Below are 17,967 nucleotides of genomic sequence, written 5' to 3' on the forward strand. Positions count from 1 at the left end.
CGACGGGCTCCGTTAGGCTTCACAGCATGACTCAAACCACCAGTGCCAAGGCCGCCGAGCTTCTCCGACTCCACCAATCAGATGAGATCCTCCAGGTGATCAACGTCTGGGATGCCATCACAGCCAGGGTCATCACCGACGTCCCGGGCACCGCGGCATTGGCAACGGCAAGCCATTCCATTGCGGCTTCGCTGGGTTACCCGGATGGTGAGAACATTCCCGTGAACGAAATGATTGGTGCGGTGGGCCGCATCGCTGCTTCTACCCACCTGCCGGTCAGCGCCGACCTTGAATCCGGCTACGGCAACCCGGGCGAGACAACCCGCAAGGCTATCGGCGTAGGCGTTGTTGGTGCGAACATCGAAGATCAGATGCGCCCGCTCAAGGACGCTGTGGAACAGATGGCGGCCGTAGTTAAAGCTGGAGCATCCGAAGGAATCGACTTCGTGTTGAACGCCCGAACAGATGCTTTCCTCAAGGGCAAAGACCGCGATCCCGCCCACGTACTCACCGACGCCATCGAACGCGGCAGGGCATTCCTTGATGTTGGTGCCACCAACGTCTTTGTACCCGGCCTGCTCGACGAAGCCTCGGTGGTTGCGCTGGTGGACGGAATCGGCTGGAACAAGGTTTCTGTTATCAACGTCCCGGGTTCCCTGCCCCCAGCCAAACTGCAGGAACTGGGTGTCGCACGAATCTCTTATGGCCCATGGACGCAACGGGTTGCACTCACAGCACTGGCGGACGCCGCTGCCACCCTTCTGGGCGGCGGGGAGCTTCCCGCCGGTACCCGCGCCCTGAATTAGCAGGAGCGGGCAGTGGATCAGCACCAGGACGGGGCACGATGGCCGCTGCCAGAGGAACTACCTCGCCCTGTCATCATGGATCAGCGCTGGATGGACGCCATCTTCCTCCACTGGCGCATTCCGGAATCTGTTGCTGCCCGCTTTATGCCCCGGGGCGTGCAGCCAGACACCTTCGACGGAAGCTCCTGGGCTGGCCTCATCGGCTTCCGCATGAAGGGTGCAGGGATCGGCCGCGGACCCGGCATCCCGTACCTGGGCAGCTTTAATGAAGTCAACGTCCGCCTGTACTCCAGGGAACCCGACGGAACCCGAGGTGTCGTATTTCTGAGTCTGGATGCTAACCGGCTGCCTGTGGTCCTTGCCGCCCGGGCGGCCGCCATCCCGTACGTCTGGTCGCAGACGCGTTACGAGGCGAGTTCGTCCCAGCCTTGGGTCACCAGCTACTCCGTCCGCAGGTTCCGGCGCGGCACCCACAGCATTTTTCGTGCTGCGCCCCATCGTGACGTGCCCGTGGATGATCCCTTATCGACGCATCTAACTGCCCGGTTCGGGCTGCACAGCGTTTTCAGGGGCCAAACCATCTACATCCCCAACACGCACGAACCGTGGCCCCTTTATGCGGCGGACCTACTCGAACTGAACGATGAATTGATGGGAGCCGCGGGGATCACAGTGGACGGCCCGCCGGAGTCCGTTCTGTACTCCCCCGGTGTCCGGACCCAATTTGGCCGGCCCCACTTCCTCGGGCACTAACTGGGCCCGAAGCGCAGTGGCCTAGACGTCCTGCCAGCCGCGGCCCTCACTGAAGGTGGCCACGAGGGTTCCGACTCCAGCGTTGAGGGAGTTGGACGGGTCGAAATACAGGGACGCCTCAGAAGCACGGCTGTGGGTGATGAGCTGCTCCGCTTCCAGTTTCGCCTCCGGAACCGTGGCGCCAATGATGCCGGTGCGCGCCGGGAGCTCAGCGGTGTGCACCACCTCCGCACCTGTCTGGGTCAGCGGGATGGTAGTGCCGGAGTTGATTTCGTCGTGCGGGAACTCAAACTCGGCATCGTTGGCGGCGGCAGGGATGGTGTACTCCAGGAAATAAGTCATGAATCCACCTTTGCAGAAACCCATCGCCATCGAAAGTGCGCCCAGAGGTCAGGGCAATGACGTATTCCCACGTCAACGGCGCACTCCTATACTTGCGGAATGATGATGTCGCTGTGGTTTGGCGTCATAGCATCCAGCGCTTTGGTGATGGGTGCATTCATAGGCGTTCGCTTCGAACTTCCCAAGCGGCTTTTAGCCATGCTGCTGGCTTTCGCCGCGGGTTCGCTCATCACCGCCCTCGCCTTCGAATTGTTCGAGGACGCCTACGAACGTGGCGGCATCATCCGTGCAGCGGTTGGCCTGATAGGCGGCGCGGTGGTGTTCACAGTCCTCAGCGCACTGCTGGACCGGTGGGCCCAGGCAGGAGAACAAAAGCATGCAACACCGGCCGATGAGTTCCAGGGCAGCGCAAAGCTTGACACCGATGCCGCGGCCAGCGATAAAGCTGCCACCTCTGCCTCAACACGTGGAGCGGCCGGGCTGGCACTTTTGGCTGCAGTCACTTTGGATGGCGTGCCGGAGAACGTTGCACTCGGAATTTCGCTGGGAGAAGGAACCGGCGGCTTGGCGCTCCTTGCAGCCATCTTCGTCTCCAACTTCCCGGAAGCTCTGGTAGGTTCCGCGTCGATGCGCAGCCAGGGCCGGTCGACGGGCAGCATCCTCGGACTGTGGCTGGCGTGTGCGGCCCTGCTCGTTATCGCGGTGGTGGTGGGAGCGGGACCCCTGTCCGGAACCGACCCTGAGACGATTTCGGTGCCGCTGGCCTTTGCCGCCGGCGCGGTGATCGCGTCCCTCGCTGACACCCTGATGCCCGAAGCCTACGAACACGGTGGCCCGGCCGTCGCCCTAAGCACGGCAGCGGGATTCGTCCTGGCGTTCGTGCTGTCGCTGGCCTAGGCATCAACTACCAGGCCACAACCGCACGATAGACGTCAAGCTACGCGCCGGGCTATTTGCCCAGCCCCGCCTTCCGCAGCGCCTCAGCCATGGCCGTATTCACGGAAGCCGGCTGGGGAGCTGGAGCGCGGCCCGGCACTGGCGCGTTACGCGCCGGCTTTCCACCTGATCGTCCCTGCTCCTGCCGCCCGGCGCGCTCCGAACCCTGCGTGCCGCCGCGCCCGGTACCGGAGCCTCCGCCGCGCCCGCCACTTTGGTTCCTGCCCCGCTCCTGGTTCTGCGGCCGACCGCCGGACTTCCCGGATGACGCGGAACCCGAACCCGCGGCACCGGAGGAGGGCTCGTCGTCGAGCCGCAGCGTCAACGAGATCCGCTTCCGCTCCGGGTCCGCTTCCAGGACCTTCACCCGGACCAGCTGCCCTGACTTCACCACCTCGCGTGGATCAGAAACGAAGCGGTTCGCCAGGGCAGACACGTGGACCAGTCCGTCCTGGTGGACGCCCACATCCACGAAGGCGCCGAACGCCGCAACATTGGTCACGGTACCTTCCAAGACCATCCCCGGCTTGAGGTCGGAAATCTTCTCGATTCCCTCCGAGAAGGTGGCAGCTGCGAAGGCGGGCCGTGGGTCACGACCGGGTTTGTCCAGCTCCACAAGAATGTCCTGCACCGTGGGCAGCCCGAACGTGTCATCCACAAAGTTACGCGGGTCCAGCGAGGAAGCCGGCGCAGAACCGGCAGCAACGAGAATCTTGCGTGCCACGGCATAGGATTCCGGGTGCACGCTCGAGGCGTCCAAGGGTTCCGCTCCCCCGGTGATGCGGAGGAAACCCGCGCACTGTTCGAACGCCTTGGCACCGAGCCGCGGCACCTTCTTGAGGTCCGCGCGCTTGGCAAAGGGCCCGTGCTCGTTGCGGTACGCCACAATGTTTTCGCTGAGCAGGGGCCCGACGCCGGCCACCCGGCTCAGCAGTGCGGGCGAAGCAGTGTTGACGTCCACTCCCACCGCGTTAACGCAGTCCTCCACCACGGCGTCCAGGCTGCGGTCAAGTTTCGACGCCGTCACATCGTGCTGGTACTGGCCCACTCCGATGGACTTCGGATCGATCTTTACCAGCTCGGCGAGCGGGTCCTGCAGCCTGCGGGCGATGGACACAGCTCCGCGCAAGGACACATCCATGCCAGGCAGTTCAGCTGCGGCGAGAGCGGAAGCAGAGTAAACGGATGCCCCGGCTTCTGACACCACGAGCTTTTGCGGTTTCCGTTCCACGTCCGGCAGCCGCTTGATCAGTTCCGCGGCGAGCTTGTCGGTTTCGCGGGATGCTGTTCCGTTGCCGATGGCCACCAGCTCGACGGCGTGCTGCCGCGCCAGACGCACCAGGGTCGCCAGCGCTTCGTCCCACTTGCGTGCCGGGGCATGGGGGTAGACGGTGTCCGTGGCTACGACTTTGCCGGTGCCATCCACCACGGCTACCTTGACGCCGGTGCGAAGTCCGGGGTCCAGGCCCAGGGTGGACTTGTTCCCGGCGGGCGCGGCCAGCAGCACGTCGCGAAGGTTCGCAGCGAAAACCCGGACCGCCTCATCCTCGGCCGCTGCGAACATCTTGCCGCGGAGGTCAGCCGTCAGGCGGGCCAGCACGCGGGACCGCCACGCCAACTGGGCCGTTTCCATCAACCAGGCATCGGCGGGACGCCCACGGTCGGCGACCCCGAGGCACCTGGCCACCGCCGATTCGTAGCGTGCGCGCGCGGCGGCAAGGGCGGCGTCGTCCGTGGGATCTGCTTCAGCGAGGTCGAGCTCAAGGACATCGTCCTTCTCTCCACGGAGCAAAGCAAGCACCCGGTGCGACGGCATGCCGGCCGGCGCCTGCGCAAACTCGAAGTAGTCGGCGAACTTCTGCCCTTCGGCTTCCTTGCCCTTTTTCACGCCCGAGACCATGCGGCCCTGCGTCCAGAGGCGTTCACGCAGGGTGGCGGCGAGGTCGGGATCCTGGGCGACTCGCTCAACGAGAATGGCACGGGCACCCGCGAGCGCGGCAGCGGGGTCCCCCACGGCATGTTCAGGATTGAGGTACTTCGCAGCCTCGCGCTCCGGGCTAAGCTCGGGGCGTTTCAGCAGAGCCTCTGCCAGCGGTTCCAGGCCTGCCTCACGTGCGATCTGTGCTTTGGTCCGCCTCTTGGACTTGAACGGCAGGTAGATGTCCTCCAGCCGGGACTTTGTGTCAGCCGCAAGGATGGCTTTCTGCAACTCGGGCGTTAGCTGGCCTTGCACCGCAACCGCGTCCAGAACCGTACGACGGCGGTCCTCCAGTTCACGAAGGTATCGCAGGCGTTCGTCAAGCTCACGGAGCTGGGTATCGTCCAGCGTTCCGGTGGCTTCCTTGCGGTACCGGGCGATGAACGGGACGGTGGACCCGCCGTCGAGCAGCTCCACAGCTGCCTTAACTTGCCAGGCTTTCACACCCAGTTCAGTTGCAATCTGGTTGTAGATTCCGTCCCCCCTCTTCGCGGGCTCGGACGGATGAGGGGAAGGGGCGTGCGGCAGTTGAGTCACCAGAACATCTTGCCCTAAGCGCTTGCCCGGCTCCACTGCCGCGGCAGTCGCCTGGCCTCGGCAAGGGTATTCCGCTGCCGCCCGCAAAGTGCTGTAGTTGAAATGCCGTCACAGGCACCGAACGCTCGAGGAAGAGGGCATCATGCGGGAACTGCTTATTGTGTTTCAAGAGGGGTTCGAGGAAGCAAACATCACCGTGACGGTGAACGGCAAGCAAGCGCGGCGGGACCTGGACGTTTCGACCAACCCGATCCTCGGCATCGCGTCCGAGGTATCCGTAGAGCTGCCGGCGAAGGGCGCCCAGGTGGGAGTCGAGGTGACAAACCGTGGCCTTAAAGCGATTAAGAAGGTCAGCGGAAAGCCCAAAAGCGTGCTTGTATCCATCGAGGACGGCAAGCTGGTCATGACGGAAGGGACCGGCCGGGAGGCACTTCTCTAGCCCACCCGGCCTGCGCCCAACCGGGCTCTAGTAATAGTCCATTTGCTGGAGTAGCATCTGATCACCGCCGGGACCCCAGAGGAGCCCGGTGGGCCAACTTCACCAGCCGAAGGCCGTCGGATGACCTTTGGCGCCCGCTGCCGGGACAGCACACCGAGCAGCCAACGACGGCGGCACCCAGGCCGGGTGCCGCCGTCGCCGCTGTCTTGTGGTTGGTGTTTGAGCGGCTTCAGCCGGCGTAGGCCGGGTAGTCCGTGTAGCCTTCGGCACCCTCAGCGTAGAAGGTGGAGGGGTCCGGCTCGTTCAGCGGCAGGCTCTCGTTCCAGCGGCGCGCCAGGTCCGGATTGGCGATGGCGGGACGGCCCACCACTACTGCGTCGGCATGACCGTCGGCCACCAGGGCAACAGCTTCCTCGCGGGTGGTGACGACGCTGAACCCGGTGTTGACCAGGAACGTGCCGCCGAAGCGGGTGCGAAGGTCCTGGACCAGCTCTCCACTGGGTTCGTTGTGCAGGATGCTGAGGTAGGCAAGGTTCAGCGGGGCGATGCTGTCCACCAGAACCTCGTACGTGGCCCGAACGTCGGCGGCGTCCACCTCTGCAATGCCCTGGACGTTGTGCTCCGGAGAGATGCGGATGCCCACCCGGTTCGCTCCGATCGCTGCCACTACTGCGTTGACCGTCTCGATCACGAAACGTGCCCGGTTCTCCGGGGAACCACCGTAGCTGTCGGTGCGGACGTTGGCGTTCGGTGCCAGGAACTCGTGGAGGAGGTAACCGTTGGCAGAGTGGAGTTCAACGCCGTCAAAACCGGCTTCAATTGCGTTGAGCGAGGCGGCGACGAATTCCTGGATCACCAGGGGCAGCTCATCTGTGGTCAGCGCATGCGGCACGGGGTACGGCTGCTTGCCGGACGGAGTGCGGACGTCACCGTCGATGGCAACTGCACTGGGGGCGACGATGGTGTGCCCGCCTGTGATGTCGGGGTGCGAGACCCTGCCACCGTGCATGATTTGGGCGAACATGCGGCCGCCGTCGGCATGAACGGCGTCGGTGACCTTCTTCCAGCCAGCCACCTGTTCCTCGGTGACGATGCCGGGCTGGCCGGGGTAGGAACGACCAGCGGGGCTGGGGTAGGTTCCTTCGCTTACGATGAGGCCGAGGGAAGCACGCTGGCTGTAATGCTCAGCGAGGAGGGGACCCGGGATGCCTTCCTCGCCGGCGCGAAGTCGGGTCAGAGGTGCCATCACCAGTCGGTTCGGGAGTTCGAGTTCGCCAAGGGCCAGAGGGGAAAACAGCATGCGCGTCCTTTCGAAGTTTTCAACGTTCTGTCTGGCCTAACTGGGAGGCGCGTGCAACTATTCCGGATGCGGCGCGAATCACACCATGCATAACGGCAACAGCACTCCTGTTGGCGGTCGGGGCCGGTTCTGATGCCGGGCACTCTGATGCCGTCGTTAGCCCGCTGCCCCAACTCCCGGACAGCCCTGCCCCTGGGGGTTTGCGTTGCAGTCGTCGGCATAGTTGCGGGTGAGCGAGCGCCACACACTGATCGTTTGGGGCGGCGCATTGAACTGGCCTTGGCCCGGGATAGGCAAGGGCGGCCCGGCGTTGACGGAGTAGGTTCCCTGGAAGGATGTGGTCAGGAAGACCTGGAAGTCACCAGTGGTTCCGTAGGCGTGGCTCGTCCTTGTCTTTTCACCCCACCGGTCCTGCGGCAGCGGGCCTCCCATCGACGGCTGGGGACCGAATACAGTACCGTCGCCGTAGTTCCACGTGTACTGAACCGGAGTGGCGACAATGTGCACCTGCTGGCCGAACATCGTGACATCAAACTGCTGTTCCACGGCCTCCGCATAGAAATTGGTTTCAGCGCCCCTAAGCGTGTGCGGACTCGGTTGGGCCACAACAGTTCCGGCGTTTACCGGCAAACTTTGGAACTGCCGCTGGATGTCGGCGGCAATGCGGGGCAGCAGGTCCTCCGGCCGGGCGTCGTAGAGGCAGGTCGGGCCCGAGTGGTGAGCCCAGACGGCCCCAGGAACTCCGCGGGGTCTTGATAACCAGATGACAGGTATACCCTCTTCACCATCAGGACCGTCGTTACATTCGACTTGCCGGGCTAGACAGGGAGTATCGAAGTCGCCTCCGCCAAGGTGGCATTGAAGTTCGTACTTGTACTCGTTGGGGTCGGTAACCGGGACGTTTGGATCCGCCTGAATAAAATCCTCGAGTTCAGAGTCCCAGGTGTATCCAACTACCTGGAGACCAGGATTCCATTCACCACCGAATTCCGGGTCGCGGCCGTCATCACCCTGCGCGGAATTGGCAAAGAGAGTAACGAATGCGAGTGCCGTGAGGAGGATGCTGAGCAGTGGGTAACGAGACACTGCTAGCCAACGACGCTTCCGAGCTCAGCCACGGTCCATCCGCCGTTTTCGTAGCTGAGAATAAGTAGATTCCCTTGGTCAGGCTGCTGTGCATCCGTCCGAGCTATGGAACCATCAGGTCGCAAGTATGACAAAGGTTCTTGGTGGACTTGGACAGCGACTTTGTACCTGCCCTCCTGATCCTTCATAAAGGTTGTATCCGCGACGGGCGTTGTTAGTTTGCCGCCTACGAGCCAGCGCCCCTCAGAGTGCCAGTCACGAATAACTTCTTTGACTTTTTGGCAAGCTGCACACGACGGAGGTTCTACGCTTTCAAAAATAGCAATGTCACCTGTCTCATATGCATAACTGAGCACACTGAACCAATACTTTGCGAACGCCTCCGCACCTTCCTTCGTCTCCGTCTTCGCCACTTCCGGCAGCACAGGGACGGGAACGTTTTGGGCGGGGCCGGACGCGTCGGCGGGTTTGTAGGCGGCGGTGGGTGTCGGCGTCGGGGTCAGCGACGGGCTGGGAGACGTTGACTGGCTCACCACGGGGGATGCTGTACCTGGATCTGCAGGTGCTCCGCCCGCACAGCCAGCCAACATAAGCGCAGCAGCAACAACGATGGCTACAGCACCGGAGTGCATCAGGCGGGACGTGAATATGTTATGCGATGTCATGGGCCGCTAATCCCCCAGTAGTTTCAAGACGGCATGCTCCGGACAGTGACTTAAGGGTAGCCCAGGTCACATTTGAGCGATCAAACTTATCCACAGGCAGCCCGTCCTTGGTTTATCAGGGAGCCGGAAGATAGAAAAGTCATAAAGGAAGCAAGCGCCTAGGAATGCCGGCCGCGCAGCCCATAACAAGAACGTCGGGTGGGACCCAAACAAACTTCCTCTAGCCTATTTCTACATAACGTAGAACAATGGCGGCATGATGTTTGAACACGCAGATGGAAATCCGGTCCTGGAACTCAATGACGAGCAGTCCTGGCGCTTGTTGGAAGGGACAACGCATGGACGGTTGGTGGTGTCGGTTGCCGGGGAACCGGATATCTTTCCCGTCAACTACGTCAGCTCGAACGGCAAGTTGTATCTACGTACTGCCCCAGGCAACAAGCTTGCCCAGCTGACCATCAATGCAGCGGTGCTCTTCGAGGCCGACGGTATTCTCTCGGATGAGGCGTGGTCTGTGGTCCTTCGGGGAAAAGCCCGGGTATTGAGCAACTCGGCCGAGCTGGCAGAGGTGGAGGAGCTGGGGCTGAAATCGTGGGTACCAACGCTCAAGGATTTCTACGTTGAGATCGAGCCCGTCACCGTTACCGGGCGCCATTTCCAGCTCGGGGACCAGCCGGAACGCGGTTACTAGGAACCTAAACTTGAAGCATGGCGGACAAGCTGAGCCCGGAGCAGCGCAGTTGGAACATGTCCCGGATCCGAGGCAAGAACACCAAGCCCGAGTTACTGGTGCGCAGGCTCCTCCACGCCAAGGGGTATCGTTACCGACTCCACGGCAGGACCGGTGGCACCCGGCTTCCCGGCAATCCGGACCTGGTCTTCGCGGGCCGACGCAAGGTCATTTTCGTCAACGGCTGCTTCTGGCATTTCCATGACTGCCGGGTGGGCCAGCACGCCCCCAAAGCGAACGCCGAGTTTTGGGCGGCAAAGCGCTCACGTACCAGGGAACGCGACGCCGGGCAGCGCCGCCTGCTTGAAGACGCCGGATGGGCAGTGCTTACGGTTTGGGAATGCGAGCTCAAGGAAGCCTCAGCCCTTGAAGCCCACCTGGTGAAGTTCCTGGAAAGCGCGCCTCCGGCCCAGGCCTGAACATCCAGCATTCTTGAGGCAATCTTCAGCCTTTGCCCCCAGCGCTCTTGATGGTCGCACGGAAGGATAACTGCGTTGCCCTGCTTGGAGGGCTGCAGCACCAACAGTCCGGAGCATCAGCATTTCCACTCGCCAGCTAACTGCGCCGCGCCAACAGGGCCGCATTCAAGGCAGACGCAGAGGAAGCACTGCTGTTGATGCGCCAGTCGGCCTCCTTCTGCAGGTGGAACCACACGAAGCCCATGACATCGGGCTGGGCGGCCAGGTAGGACACCAGGCTGGTGTTCCATTCGGCTTTGGAACCGCCGGCCTCGCTGGACGCAGTCTCGGCAATCAGAATCGGTTTACCAGGCGCAAGGGTACGGAGTTGTGCAATGCCCGGGGCAAAAAGGTCCTGCGGCGAAACCCAGTTGCTCCATGCCGTAGACGTCCCCCAGTTGTACCCGTCGAGGGCCACAACATCCACGTAGCCTGCGCCTGGGTAAAGCCCCGCCAGGTCCGTGGAGCCCCAGTAGGGAACGTTTGGCGACCACACCCACTGGACGTTGCTGGCTCCGGTGGCGGCGACGACGTCGTGGACGTGCTGCCAGGCCTGGACGTAGTCGCCAGGCTGGTTACCGTTCACCGATTCCGCCCACGGATACCAGTTGCCGTTCATTTCGTGGGCAAAGCGGAGCATCACCGGCTGGCCCCAGGCTGCAAGGGACTGGCCCCAATCGCGAAGGCGGTCATCAAAGTCACCGGCTGTGATCCGGTCCAGGGAATATGCAGGCTGCTCCACGCCGCCGCCCCAAGCCCACGGCTCCCATGTCACCAGCGGAACACCACCGCGGGAGCGCACGGCGTTCATCTCCGTCAGTGGCGGCGACTGCAAAAAGTCTTTGTAAATGAGGACCATGGACGGACTCTCCCCCGCCACAGCAGCTACTTCATCCAGTTCTGCGGCAGCCAATGCTCCGCCAGGAGTAGCCACTCCAAACCGCAAAGGGTCCGTGCTGACAGTAGGCGGCTGTGGTGCCGGGGCTGCCTCTACAACGAACGAAGCCGAAGCCTTGATGGATGATGTCTTGGCTGTGATGGTGACGGTGCCGCTGGACTCAGCCGGGATGGTGATGCCCGTACTGAATGCGCCAGTGGCTGTGGTTCTGAAGGGAAAAGTCGTGGAACCCACAATTACCGTTCCCGTTGTTGAAGCCTTAAATCCCGTGCCGGATGCCGTAACAGCCGAGCCCGCCGGCCCGGAAGCCGGATTCAAGGCAACCTGCGCGGCTGGCGCGGCATTTGCGGGGTGGATAAAGGCGACGGCCATTCCGGCTGCCACGAAAAAGGCTATAACTAACGCTCCCAATGACCTCAACAAAGCAACTATTCTCCAGATCTGCGTGCGGCCGCAACCGCTGATTATTTGTACGGAATGCACTGGCTCAAGTATTCGGCCTAAAAGCCGCAGTCTCATCAAGAAACCCACAATTATCGCCCGAAACCACTTTCGAGTATGCGGGACAGCCCTAACCTGAAGAAGAGTTGATGCTCCACCTGACCCCCTTGTTTCCGGAGTGGAAGACCATAGCCGAAAGGACAATGATGACCCCGTCCGTTGATGCCGGCCGACCACTGGTGGACAGGACAGTCCTGGACCGGTTGCGTGAGGAACTCGGGGAGGATGAGGGGTACTGCAGGATCTTCGTAGGGAACTTCATCGACTACCTCCCGGATCGGGTCGGGCGCCTGCGGCTGGCCCTGACCACTGGAGACCTTGACGCGTCGGTGGACGCCGTCCTGAGTTTGAAGACATCAAGCCAGATGGTGGGCGCCGCGCGCCTTGCCGGCCTGGCCACGGCCCTGGAAGGCGAAATCCGCAGCGGAGGGCCGGACGCGGACGCTGCCGTCGTCCTGCCCAAGCTTGCGGCCTCGTTCCTGAGGCGAATCAGCCAGTGCAGCCGGCAAACGATGAACAGGCTGCGGGATCAGGCTTCGCCCGGGGCGAGTCGGTAGCCAACGCCACGGACCGTCTGGAGCCAGCGCGGCTTCTGAGGTGAATCACCAAGTTTTTTGCGGAGGTTTCCCATGTGGACCTCGACGGACCGTTCGTCAGCCTCGCTGATGTAACTCCCGACGTCGTAATCCTCGTCCCGCAGCCGGCGCACCAGGTCAGATTTCGTACGGACCGTCCTGCCTGCTTCCAGCAGGGCGTGCAGGAGTTCGAACTCGGTGCGGGTCAGGTTCATCTCGGCCCCGTCCACGGTCACGGTGCGGGAGGCGTAGCTCAGCTCCAGGCCGTTATGGCTGTAATTACCCCGCTCGGGATGCGCACTGCCCTCCGCAGATGCTTCTACGCCCGCAGCGTCCGGCGCTTCGGGAACCGAACGGGGACGGCGCATCATCGCGGCAATGCGGGCGCGCAGCTCCCTCGGGCGGAAGGGCTTTGTAAGGTAGTCGTCCGCTCCGGACTCAAGCCCGATGAGGGTATCAAGCTCTTCGGTGCGGGCTGTCAGCATCACGATATAGGCGTCCGAAAATTCGCGGATCTGCCGGGAGACCTCAAAACCGTCGATGTCCGGCAAGCCAAGGTCCAGGGTGATGACATCCGGATTGAGCGTCTTAGCAGTGAGGACCCCTTCGGCACCACTGCTGGCAACGGTCACGTTAAAGCCTGCCTGGGTCAGCACAGTACGAACCAGTTCCCGAATGTCGTGGTCATCCTCGATGACCAGTCCGACACGTGCATCACTCATAGTGCCCCCTCAGCAGCCAACGTCAGAAGTATAGCTGGCTCCGGATATCCTGCTGATATGGCCTCGCACACCTTGTCCCGTAAGTTCTTGAGCCATGACTAACCCTGTAGCGTGGTCGTCTGGCCGGATAAGGTTCTTCCGGCGTCCCTTCCACGAGTACCGGCTGACGGATCGGGTGGCCCTGAGCCAGATGCCGCTCTTTGTGACGACGATCCTCACGGCCGTCCTGATCTGGGCGTTCTTCCCGGCCACTATGGGCAATCCGCTTTTCATCGCGTTCCTGCTGTCGCAGGCAGCAATCATGGCCCTGTGCTACCTGGTTCCCTGGGAGCGGCTGCCTTACACAAGCTTCCTGATCCTTCCGCTGCTGGATTTTGTCTCGATTGCCCTGGGCAGGGAAGGCGGGCAGGAGAGCCTGACGGGTATCAGCCTGCTTGCCGTGTTCCCGGTGATCTGGCTGTGCGCTTCCGGATACTACCCGAGGGCTGCTTTGTGGCTGTCCTTCCTGGCACCGCTGGCCATCATCTGGGTGCCCCTGCTGCTGAAGGGCAATGTCACCGGACAGGACCTGGCCCGGTCACTGCTCCTGCCCGTCATGATGCTCGGCATCGGTGTTTCCGTCAGCGTCCTGACACTGAGCATGACCCGCCAGCAGCGGGAGCTGGAGGAGAAAGACGCGCAATTGCAGGCCAACCTGCTCACCAGCCAGCGCCAGGAAGCGCTGTTGAACACTGTCCTGGACACCGTCCATCTGGGCGTCCTGGCCGTGGACGCGGACGGGCACGACGTGCTGATGAACCGGAAGCAGCGGGTTAACCACGAGCTGGCGCGCCCCAAGGAGATAGCGGACCCGAATGAGTCCCAGCTGCTGGTCTTCGGACCGGACCGGAAGACGCTGGTTCCCATCCAGGAACGCCCGGTCCGCCGGGCCGTCCTCGGGGAAACCTTCACGGACTACCTCGTGTGGCTGGGGTCCGGCAAGGAGCAGCGGGCTTTTGTGACCACCGCCCGGGCCATGAAGGACGGCGACGGTAACTTCTCCGGTTCCGTGATTGCCTTCAGTGATGTCACGGACCTCGTCAACGCGCTGACCGCCAAGGACGATTTCGTCTCCAGCGTCTCCCATGAATTCCGGACACCACTCACGTCCATTCTTGGGTACGTGGAGATCCTCCTCGGAGATGAGCCGGAGGAGTCGCAGCGGGGCATGCTGGAGATCATCCGGAGGAACTCGGAGCGCCTGCTGACGTTGGTCAGCGACCTGCTCGCCAGCCGCAACGGACAGCTGATTGTTACGCCCCACACCGTGGACGTGGCCGAGCTGGTACGCACCAGCGTCTCCTCGGCAATACCCAGGGCGGCTGCTTCAGGTGTGGTGCTGGCCGCTGAGACCCCGGAGCGGCTGGAAGCGCACGTGGACGGGGCAAGGATTTCCCAGGTCCTGGACAATCTGGTGTCCAACGCCATCAAGTACTCCCCCGACGGCGGCAACGTGGTGGTCTCGCTGGCCCAGGAGGACGGCCACCTGGCGTGCCGGGTCAGCGATACCGGAATGGGCATGAGCGCCGAAGACGCCTCGGAAGTGTTTGCCAAGTTCTTCCGCACCAGCAACGTCCGCAGGACAGCCATTCCCGGCGTTGGCCTGGGCCTGCCGATCAGCAAGGCCATCGTTGAGGCCCATGGCGGGACCATCGAAGTGGAAAGCGCCCTGGGCCAGGGAACCACGTTCACGTTCCGGGTGCCGGTCTAAAAGTTAGTCGAGGGTTGCGCGGGCCTGCCGGATTACCTCGCCCCAGGACTGCCGGGCGAGGTCAGCGATTGAGGCAAGGATTTCCGACGGCGGCCTGGACAGGTCCAGCGGGAACTCCACGATGTCGATGTCTGTGTTCAGGATTCGCCGCAGCTTGACGTCGCCGCATCCGGCGTAGACCAGCCAGGCGGTAGGCACGGCCAAAGCCGTGCAGTGGGCGAGCATCTGGTAGTGGTCTGCGGTGAGCGAGGCACCGAGGTCGGACGCGGCTTTGTACTTGGTGTTGTAGACCACCACGGGCCGCCCGCCCAGCAGGTGCACGGCATCCGGCCGCACGGACAACCGGTCCGCGTCCCGCACCGCCTCGCTCAAGAGTGCGTTGTACCGGAGCCGGAGCTCCCCCGGGTAGGCAGCCATCGCCTCCCGCAATGCCGTGCCGACAAAATCCTCGAACACCTCGGCCATGTCCACCACGAACGCAGCGGTCTGTTGCTTGCCCTTGCCGGCTTCAGCTGAGGCGTTCCGAAGGATGAGTTCGGCCAGGCGGAGGACGGCGTGGTAGCGGACGTTCATCCGGCTGGCCGTCCACGGCGGGAGTGGGGCGCCGGCGGGAAGACGGGTGACGGCGTCGAGCTTTCCCTTGAGCTGGCGCAGCCGGCTCAACACCTCGGGGCGGACCCGCGGCACCTGGCCCATCCGCTCCAGTGCGGCACGGAGGATGCGGTTTTCGGCAATGTCCTCGCTGAACTCGTCGTAGGACACCTCGAGGGGCACCAGCATGCCGGGCCGCCGGGAGATCTGGTCCGAGATGCGGATGCGCCCTTTGACCGTGCGGAGCGACTCATCCACGGTGCGGTACCCCTGCAGCACACCGCGCCCCAGGGCCCGTTCGGCGAGCTGGGCCAACGACTCAGCCAGTGCGCTCCAGAGCTCCCGGTCTTCCAAGGCGGCCACGGAGTCGGGGCGGAACCCCTGGTCGCCCGCGTAGCTCAGCAGGAACAGGAGCCCGCTGAGTCCCAGCCGGTCCTTGGGCCGGACGTCCAGCTGCACCGTGGGAGTCCGCACAGAGCCCACCTTGCCCACGGGCTCGATCCGGTACAGCCCAAGGCCCATGGGTGACGCCTTGGCGAGGCCACTGGCGTTCAGGAAAGAGGCGCTGGCCGGATCCAGCCGTTCCACCATCCCGCGGGACAGTTCGTCCAGCACCAGGTGCCGGACAGATGCGCCGGGGTCAACGGCCTGCAAGGCGTTCCAGCAGCCGGTCCAGTCCGAAGCGTTCCTCGAGCTGGGCCCGGGTCAGCTGGCCATGGTAGTGCTCCTCGAGCAGGGGCATCAGCTCGTACTTCCAGATCCGCCGCAGCCCGGCAGGGGTTTGCGCCGCCGGCTTCATGAAGTACGACGGGCCGATCATCAGGTCCCGGTCCCACTCGTCGATGGCGGCGTTGAGGGCATCCAGCAGCAGTGCCGGGGTGGTGTCCAGCTGCCGGGCTTCGAGGAAGCGGAGCAACGAGCCCTTCACCGGTTCGGTCTGCGGGTGCAGCTCGATGAAGGCAAAACGACGGCGGATGGCGGCATCCATCATGGCGATGGACCGGTCCGCGGTGTTCATGGTGCCAATGATGTACAGGTTGTCCGGCAGCGTGAACGGCTCATTGGGGCTGTACTGCAGGTAGATCCGGTCATCGCGGTACTCCAGCAGGAAGTACAGTTCGCCGAACACCTTGGCGAGGTTGGCCCGGTTCATCTCGTCGATAATCAGGAAATACGGCTTCTTCTCGTTTCCGGGCTTGGCCGCTTCTTCGGCGAGGCGGCGGAGCGGACCGGCGACAAGCTTGAAGGACACCTGGCCTTCGTCCGTCTTGTCCGGCCGGTAGCCTTCGAAAAAGTCCTCGTAGGCGTACGAAGGGTGGAACTGGACCAGTTTGACCCGCTCGTCCGTGCTGTCATCCGCCAGTTCCGCCGCGAGGTGCTTCGCCAGGTAGGTCTTGCCGGTGCCCGGCGGACCGTACAGCACCAGCTGCCGGTTCTCCTCCAGCAGTTCGGCGATCTCCTGGAGCGGCTCGAGCTCCATGTGCAATGAGTCCGCGAACTCGCGCGTCAGCGGACGGAAACCCTCCTGGACGGGAGGGACGACGGCGGCCGCTTCAGCACCGCCGTCGGGCTCTGTTTCCGCTTCTGCGGGCAGCAGGCCCTGCAGAGCCTGCACCACCCTGGTCAGGTCAACAACGATCCCAGGCGTGGCCAGCTGCCGCTGCACGTGGCGGGGAAGGCTCGTGGTGGCGTGGGCCTCGTCGAACCAGCGGACTTTCCGGCGCAGCCGCCGGTTGTCCTCGTTGTGCTCGGGCTCCCCGAGCACGACGCCGAGCCGCACCTTTCCGGCGTGCTGGTAAAGCGCCAGGTCGCCGGGCTTCATCACGGTCAGGAACGCAAAGACAGCGGTCTTGGTGTCTTCGCGCTCCACGTAGCCGAGGTGCTTGTAGTCCTCGTCCACGGCGTGCTGGACCAGCCCTGCCGTGACGCCAGGGCCCAGCAGGCGGAGATGTTCGACGTCGAGTGTCACCTTTTCCTCGCCCTGCCAGGCGGTGAGCAGCTCGGTGTTGTCGCTGTGCGTGCGCAGCAGCCATGCCCGGCGGCCGGGGTCGCCCACCTTGCGCCACTGGCTGACCAGCTGGCGGGCGTACCAGTCGATGCGCTGCCCGGCCTGCTCATCGAGGTGCAGGCGGATGCGGTGGATGTCTGCGGTGATGTCCTCTTCCGCGTCGCCTTTTGCGCCACCCACCAGCGAGGCGAAGGCATCGCGGATTTCCTGGCGCTCCACGTCCGCCACCACGGGCTCGAAGTAGCTGGGCCAGGTGAGGAATTCGATGCTGCGGCGGATGGCGGGCTGGTCCCCCGGCGTGGCGGCGGCGAAGCGGTGGAACTTCAGCGGGTCCTGCAGGGTTTCGGCAATGTCCGCTGTGGTCTGCTGGTCCACCTGCTGCACAAAACGGCAGAGCCATCCCAGGTGGTCCCAGATGGTCCAGTTGAACTCGGCGGTCCGGTCGCGAATGACGCCGTGGTCGGTGAGGCCCTGGTACAGCTCCTCGGGCAGCTCCAGCGGAGGCTCGAGCCAGGAGGCAGCCTCGGCCACCCGGGCACGCTTGACCTTCAGCGACTTCACCTCGTGGGCCAGGGGCAGCGACTGCAGGAACAGCAGTTCCACGGCCAGCTGCTTCGCTTCCCGGGACGCGCCCTCGAGGTTCTGACGAAGGTTGGTCATCATGGGCGCCTTCGGATCCGGGGTACCCCGTTCCAGCCTGTCCAGGAGCTCCGCCGCCGCCTCCGACGTCCAGGTCATGGTGCGTCCATCCAGCGCGGACGGCTTCCCGAGGAGCCCCGGGCCCAACACAAACCATGCAGCCTCCTCAATTTCCCGGGAGACACCGAGGGCACGGGAGACACCGAGGGCACGGGGCATGGCAGCAGTCGAGGCGGGGGTCATGGATTCAAAT

At 63.6% G+C, this 17,967-nt stretch carries 17 protein-coding genes; 8 read left to right on the top strand and 9 right to left on the bottom strand.

Annotated features, from left to right (window positions below):
- Positions 1-26 precede the first annotated feature (26 nt).
- Positions 27-806 carry an isocitrate lyase/PEP mutase family protein gene (locus M1D32_RS14885; RefSeq protein WP_458779411.1) on the top strand — a complete coding sequence of 260 codons (780 nt, stop codon included), beginning with the start codon at positions 27-29 and terminating at the stop codon, positions 804-806.
- Between the two features lie 75 nt (positions 807-881).
- A complete protein-coding gene (locus tag M1D32_RS14890; protein WP_458779412.1) occupies positions 882-1,559 on the top strand; it encodes a YqjF family protein in 678 nt (225 codons plus the stop codon).
- A gap of 21 nt (positions 1,560-1,580) precedes the next feature.
- Here M1D32_RS14890 and M1D32_RS14895 read toward each other — a convergent pair whose 3' ends face one another.
- Positions 1,581-1,901 (bottom strand): hypothetical protein, encoded by a 321-nt coding sequence (locus tag M1D32_RS14895; protein ID WP_458779413.1) that lies wholly within the window; start codon positions 1,899-1,901, stop codon positions 1,581-1,583.
- Between the two features lie 99 nt (positions 1,902-2,000).
- On the opposite strand from M1D32_RS14895, the gene M1D32_RS14900 reads away from it, so the two are divergent.
- Complete coding sequence (locus M1D32_RS14900) at positions 2,001-2,798, top strand: ZIP family metal transporter (RefSeq protein ID WP_458779414.1); 798 nt, start codon at positions 2,001-2,003, stop codon at positions 2,796-2,798.
- 52 nt (positions 2,799-2,850) lie between these two features.
- Here M1D32_RS14900 and M1D32_RS14905 read toward each other — a convergent pair whose 3' ends face one another.
- Positions 2,851-5,352 (bottom strand): Tex family protein, encoded by a 2,502-nt coding sequence (locus tag M1D32_RS14905; protein WP_458779415.1) that lies wholly within the window; start codon positions 5,350-5,352, stop codon positions 2,851-2,853.
- A gap of 142 nt (positions 5,353-5,494) precedes the next feature.
- Between M1D32_RS14905 and M1D32_RS14910 the strand changes: the two genes are divergently transcribed.
- Positions 5,495-5,791, top strand: coding sequence for a hypothetical protein (locus M1D32_RS14910; RefSeq protein WP_163165558.1), 297 nt, complete (start codon positions 5,495-5,497; stop codon positions 5,789-5,791).
- Between the two features lie 229 nt (positions 5,792-6,020).
- Here M1D32_RS14910 and M1D32_RS14915 read toward each other — a convergent pair whose 3' ends face one another.
- The 3 genes from M1D32_RS14915 to M1D32_RS14925 all read right to left on the bottom strand — a co-directional run bounded on the left by M1D32_RS14915 (position 6,021) and on the right by M1D32_RS14925 (position 8,842).
- Positions 6,021-7,091 (bottom strand): alkene reductase, encoded by a 1,071-nt coding sequence (locus M1D32_RS14915; protein ID WP_458779416.1) that lies wholly within the window; start codon positions 7,089-7,091, stop codon positions 6,021-6,023.
- Between the two features lie 156 nt (positions 7,092-7,247).
- The gene (locus tag M1D32_RS14920; protein WP_458779417.1) at positions 7,248-7,637 is read right to left on the bottom strand and encodes a hypothetical protein; all 390 of its coding nucleotides are present in this window, start codon (positions 7,635-7,637) and stop codon (positions 7,248-7,250) included.
- 542 nt (positions 7,638-8,179) lie between these two features.
- The gene (locus M1D32_RS14925) at positions 8,180-8,842 is read right to left on the bottom strand and encodes a DUF6318 family protein (protein WP_458779418.1); all 663 of its coding nucleotides are present in this window, start codon (positions 8,840-8,842) and stop codon (positions 8,180-8,182) included.
- Positions 8,843-9,098: 256 nt separating this feature from the next.
- Between M1D32_RS14925 and M1D32_RS14930 the strand changes: the two genes are divergently transcribed.
- Complete coding sequence (locus M1D32_RS14930; RefSeq protein WP_458779419.1) at positions 9,099-9,533, top strand: pyridoxamine 5'-phosphate oxidase family protein; 435 nt, start codon at positions 9,099-9,101, stop codon at positions 9,531-9,533.
- A 17-nt stretch (positions 9,534-9,550) separates the two neighbouring features.
- Positions 9,551-9,991: a very short patch repair endonuclease gene (locus tag M1D32_RS14935; protein ID WP_458779420.1), complete on the top strand. Its 441-nt coding sequence runs from the start codon at positions 9,551-9,553 to the stop codon at positions 9,989-9,991.
- Positions 9,992-10,127: 136 nt separating this feature from the next.
- Here the strand turns inward: M1D32_RS14935 and M1D32_RS14940 are convergent, their stop codons facing one another.
- Positions 10,128-11,300 (bottom strand): glycoside hydrolase family 26 protein, encoded by a 1,173-nt coding sequence (locus M1D32_RS14940; RefSeq protein ID WP_458782202.1) that lies wholly within the window; start codon positions 11,298-11,300, stop codon positions 10,128-10,130.
- A gap of 275 nt (positions 11,301-11,575) precedes the next feature.
- Between M1D32_RS14940 and M1D32_RS14945 the strand changes: the two genes are divergently transcribed.
- Complete coding sequence (locus M1D32_RS14945) at positions 11,576-11,986, top strand: Hpt domain-containing protein (RefSeq protein ID WP_458782203.1); 411 nt, start codon at positions 11,576-11,578, stop codon at positions 11,984-11,986.
- On the opposite strand, the gene M1D32_RS14950 is transcribed toward M1D32_RS14945, so the two are convergent.
- Positions 11,959-12,726 (bottom strand): response regulator transcription factor, encoded by a 768-nt coding sequence (locus M1D32_RS14950; protein ID WP_458779421.1) that lies wholly within the window; start codon positions 12,724-12,726, stop codon positions 11,959-11,961. The two genes, M1D32_RS14945 and M1D32_RS14950, sit on opposite strands and share 28 nt — an antisense overlap.
- A gap of 94 nt (positions 12,727-12,820) precedes the next feature.
- On the opposite strand from M1D32_RS14950, the gene M1D32_RS14955 reads away from it, so the two are divergent.
- Positions 12,821-14,476, top strand: a complete 1,656-nt coding sequence (locus tag M1D32_RS14955; RefSeq protein ID WP_458779422.1) for a sensor histidine kinase — start codon at positions 12,821-12,823, stop codon at positions 14,474-14,476.
- Between the two features lie 3 nt (positions 14,477-14,479).
- Here M1D32_RS14955 and M1D32_RS14960 read toward each other — a convergent pair whose 3' ends face one another.
- Positions 14,480-15,721, bottom strand: coding sequence for a 5-methylcytosine restriction system specificity protein McrC (locus tag M1D32_RS14960; RefSeq protein ID WP_458779423.1), 1,242 nt, complete (start codon positions 15,719-15,721; stop codon positions 14,480-14,482).
- Entirely contained in the window at positions 15,708-17,957 is a 2,250-nt protein-coding gene (locus M1D32_RS14965) for an McrB family protein (protein ID WP_458779424.1), read from the bottom strand. Before M1D32_RS14965 ends, M1D32_RS14960 begins: the two co-directional genes overlap by 14 nt.
- Between the last annotated feature and the right edge of the window lie 10 nt (positions 17,958-17,967).

The organism is Arthrobacter sp. D3-16 (assembly GCF_054408515.1).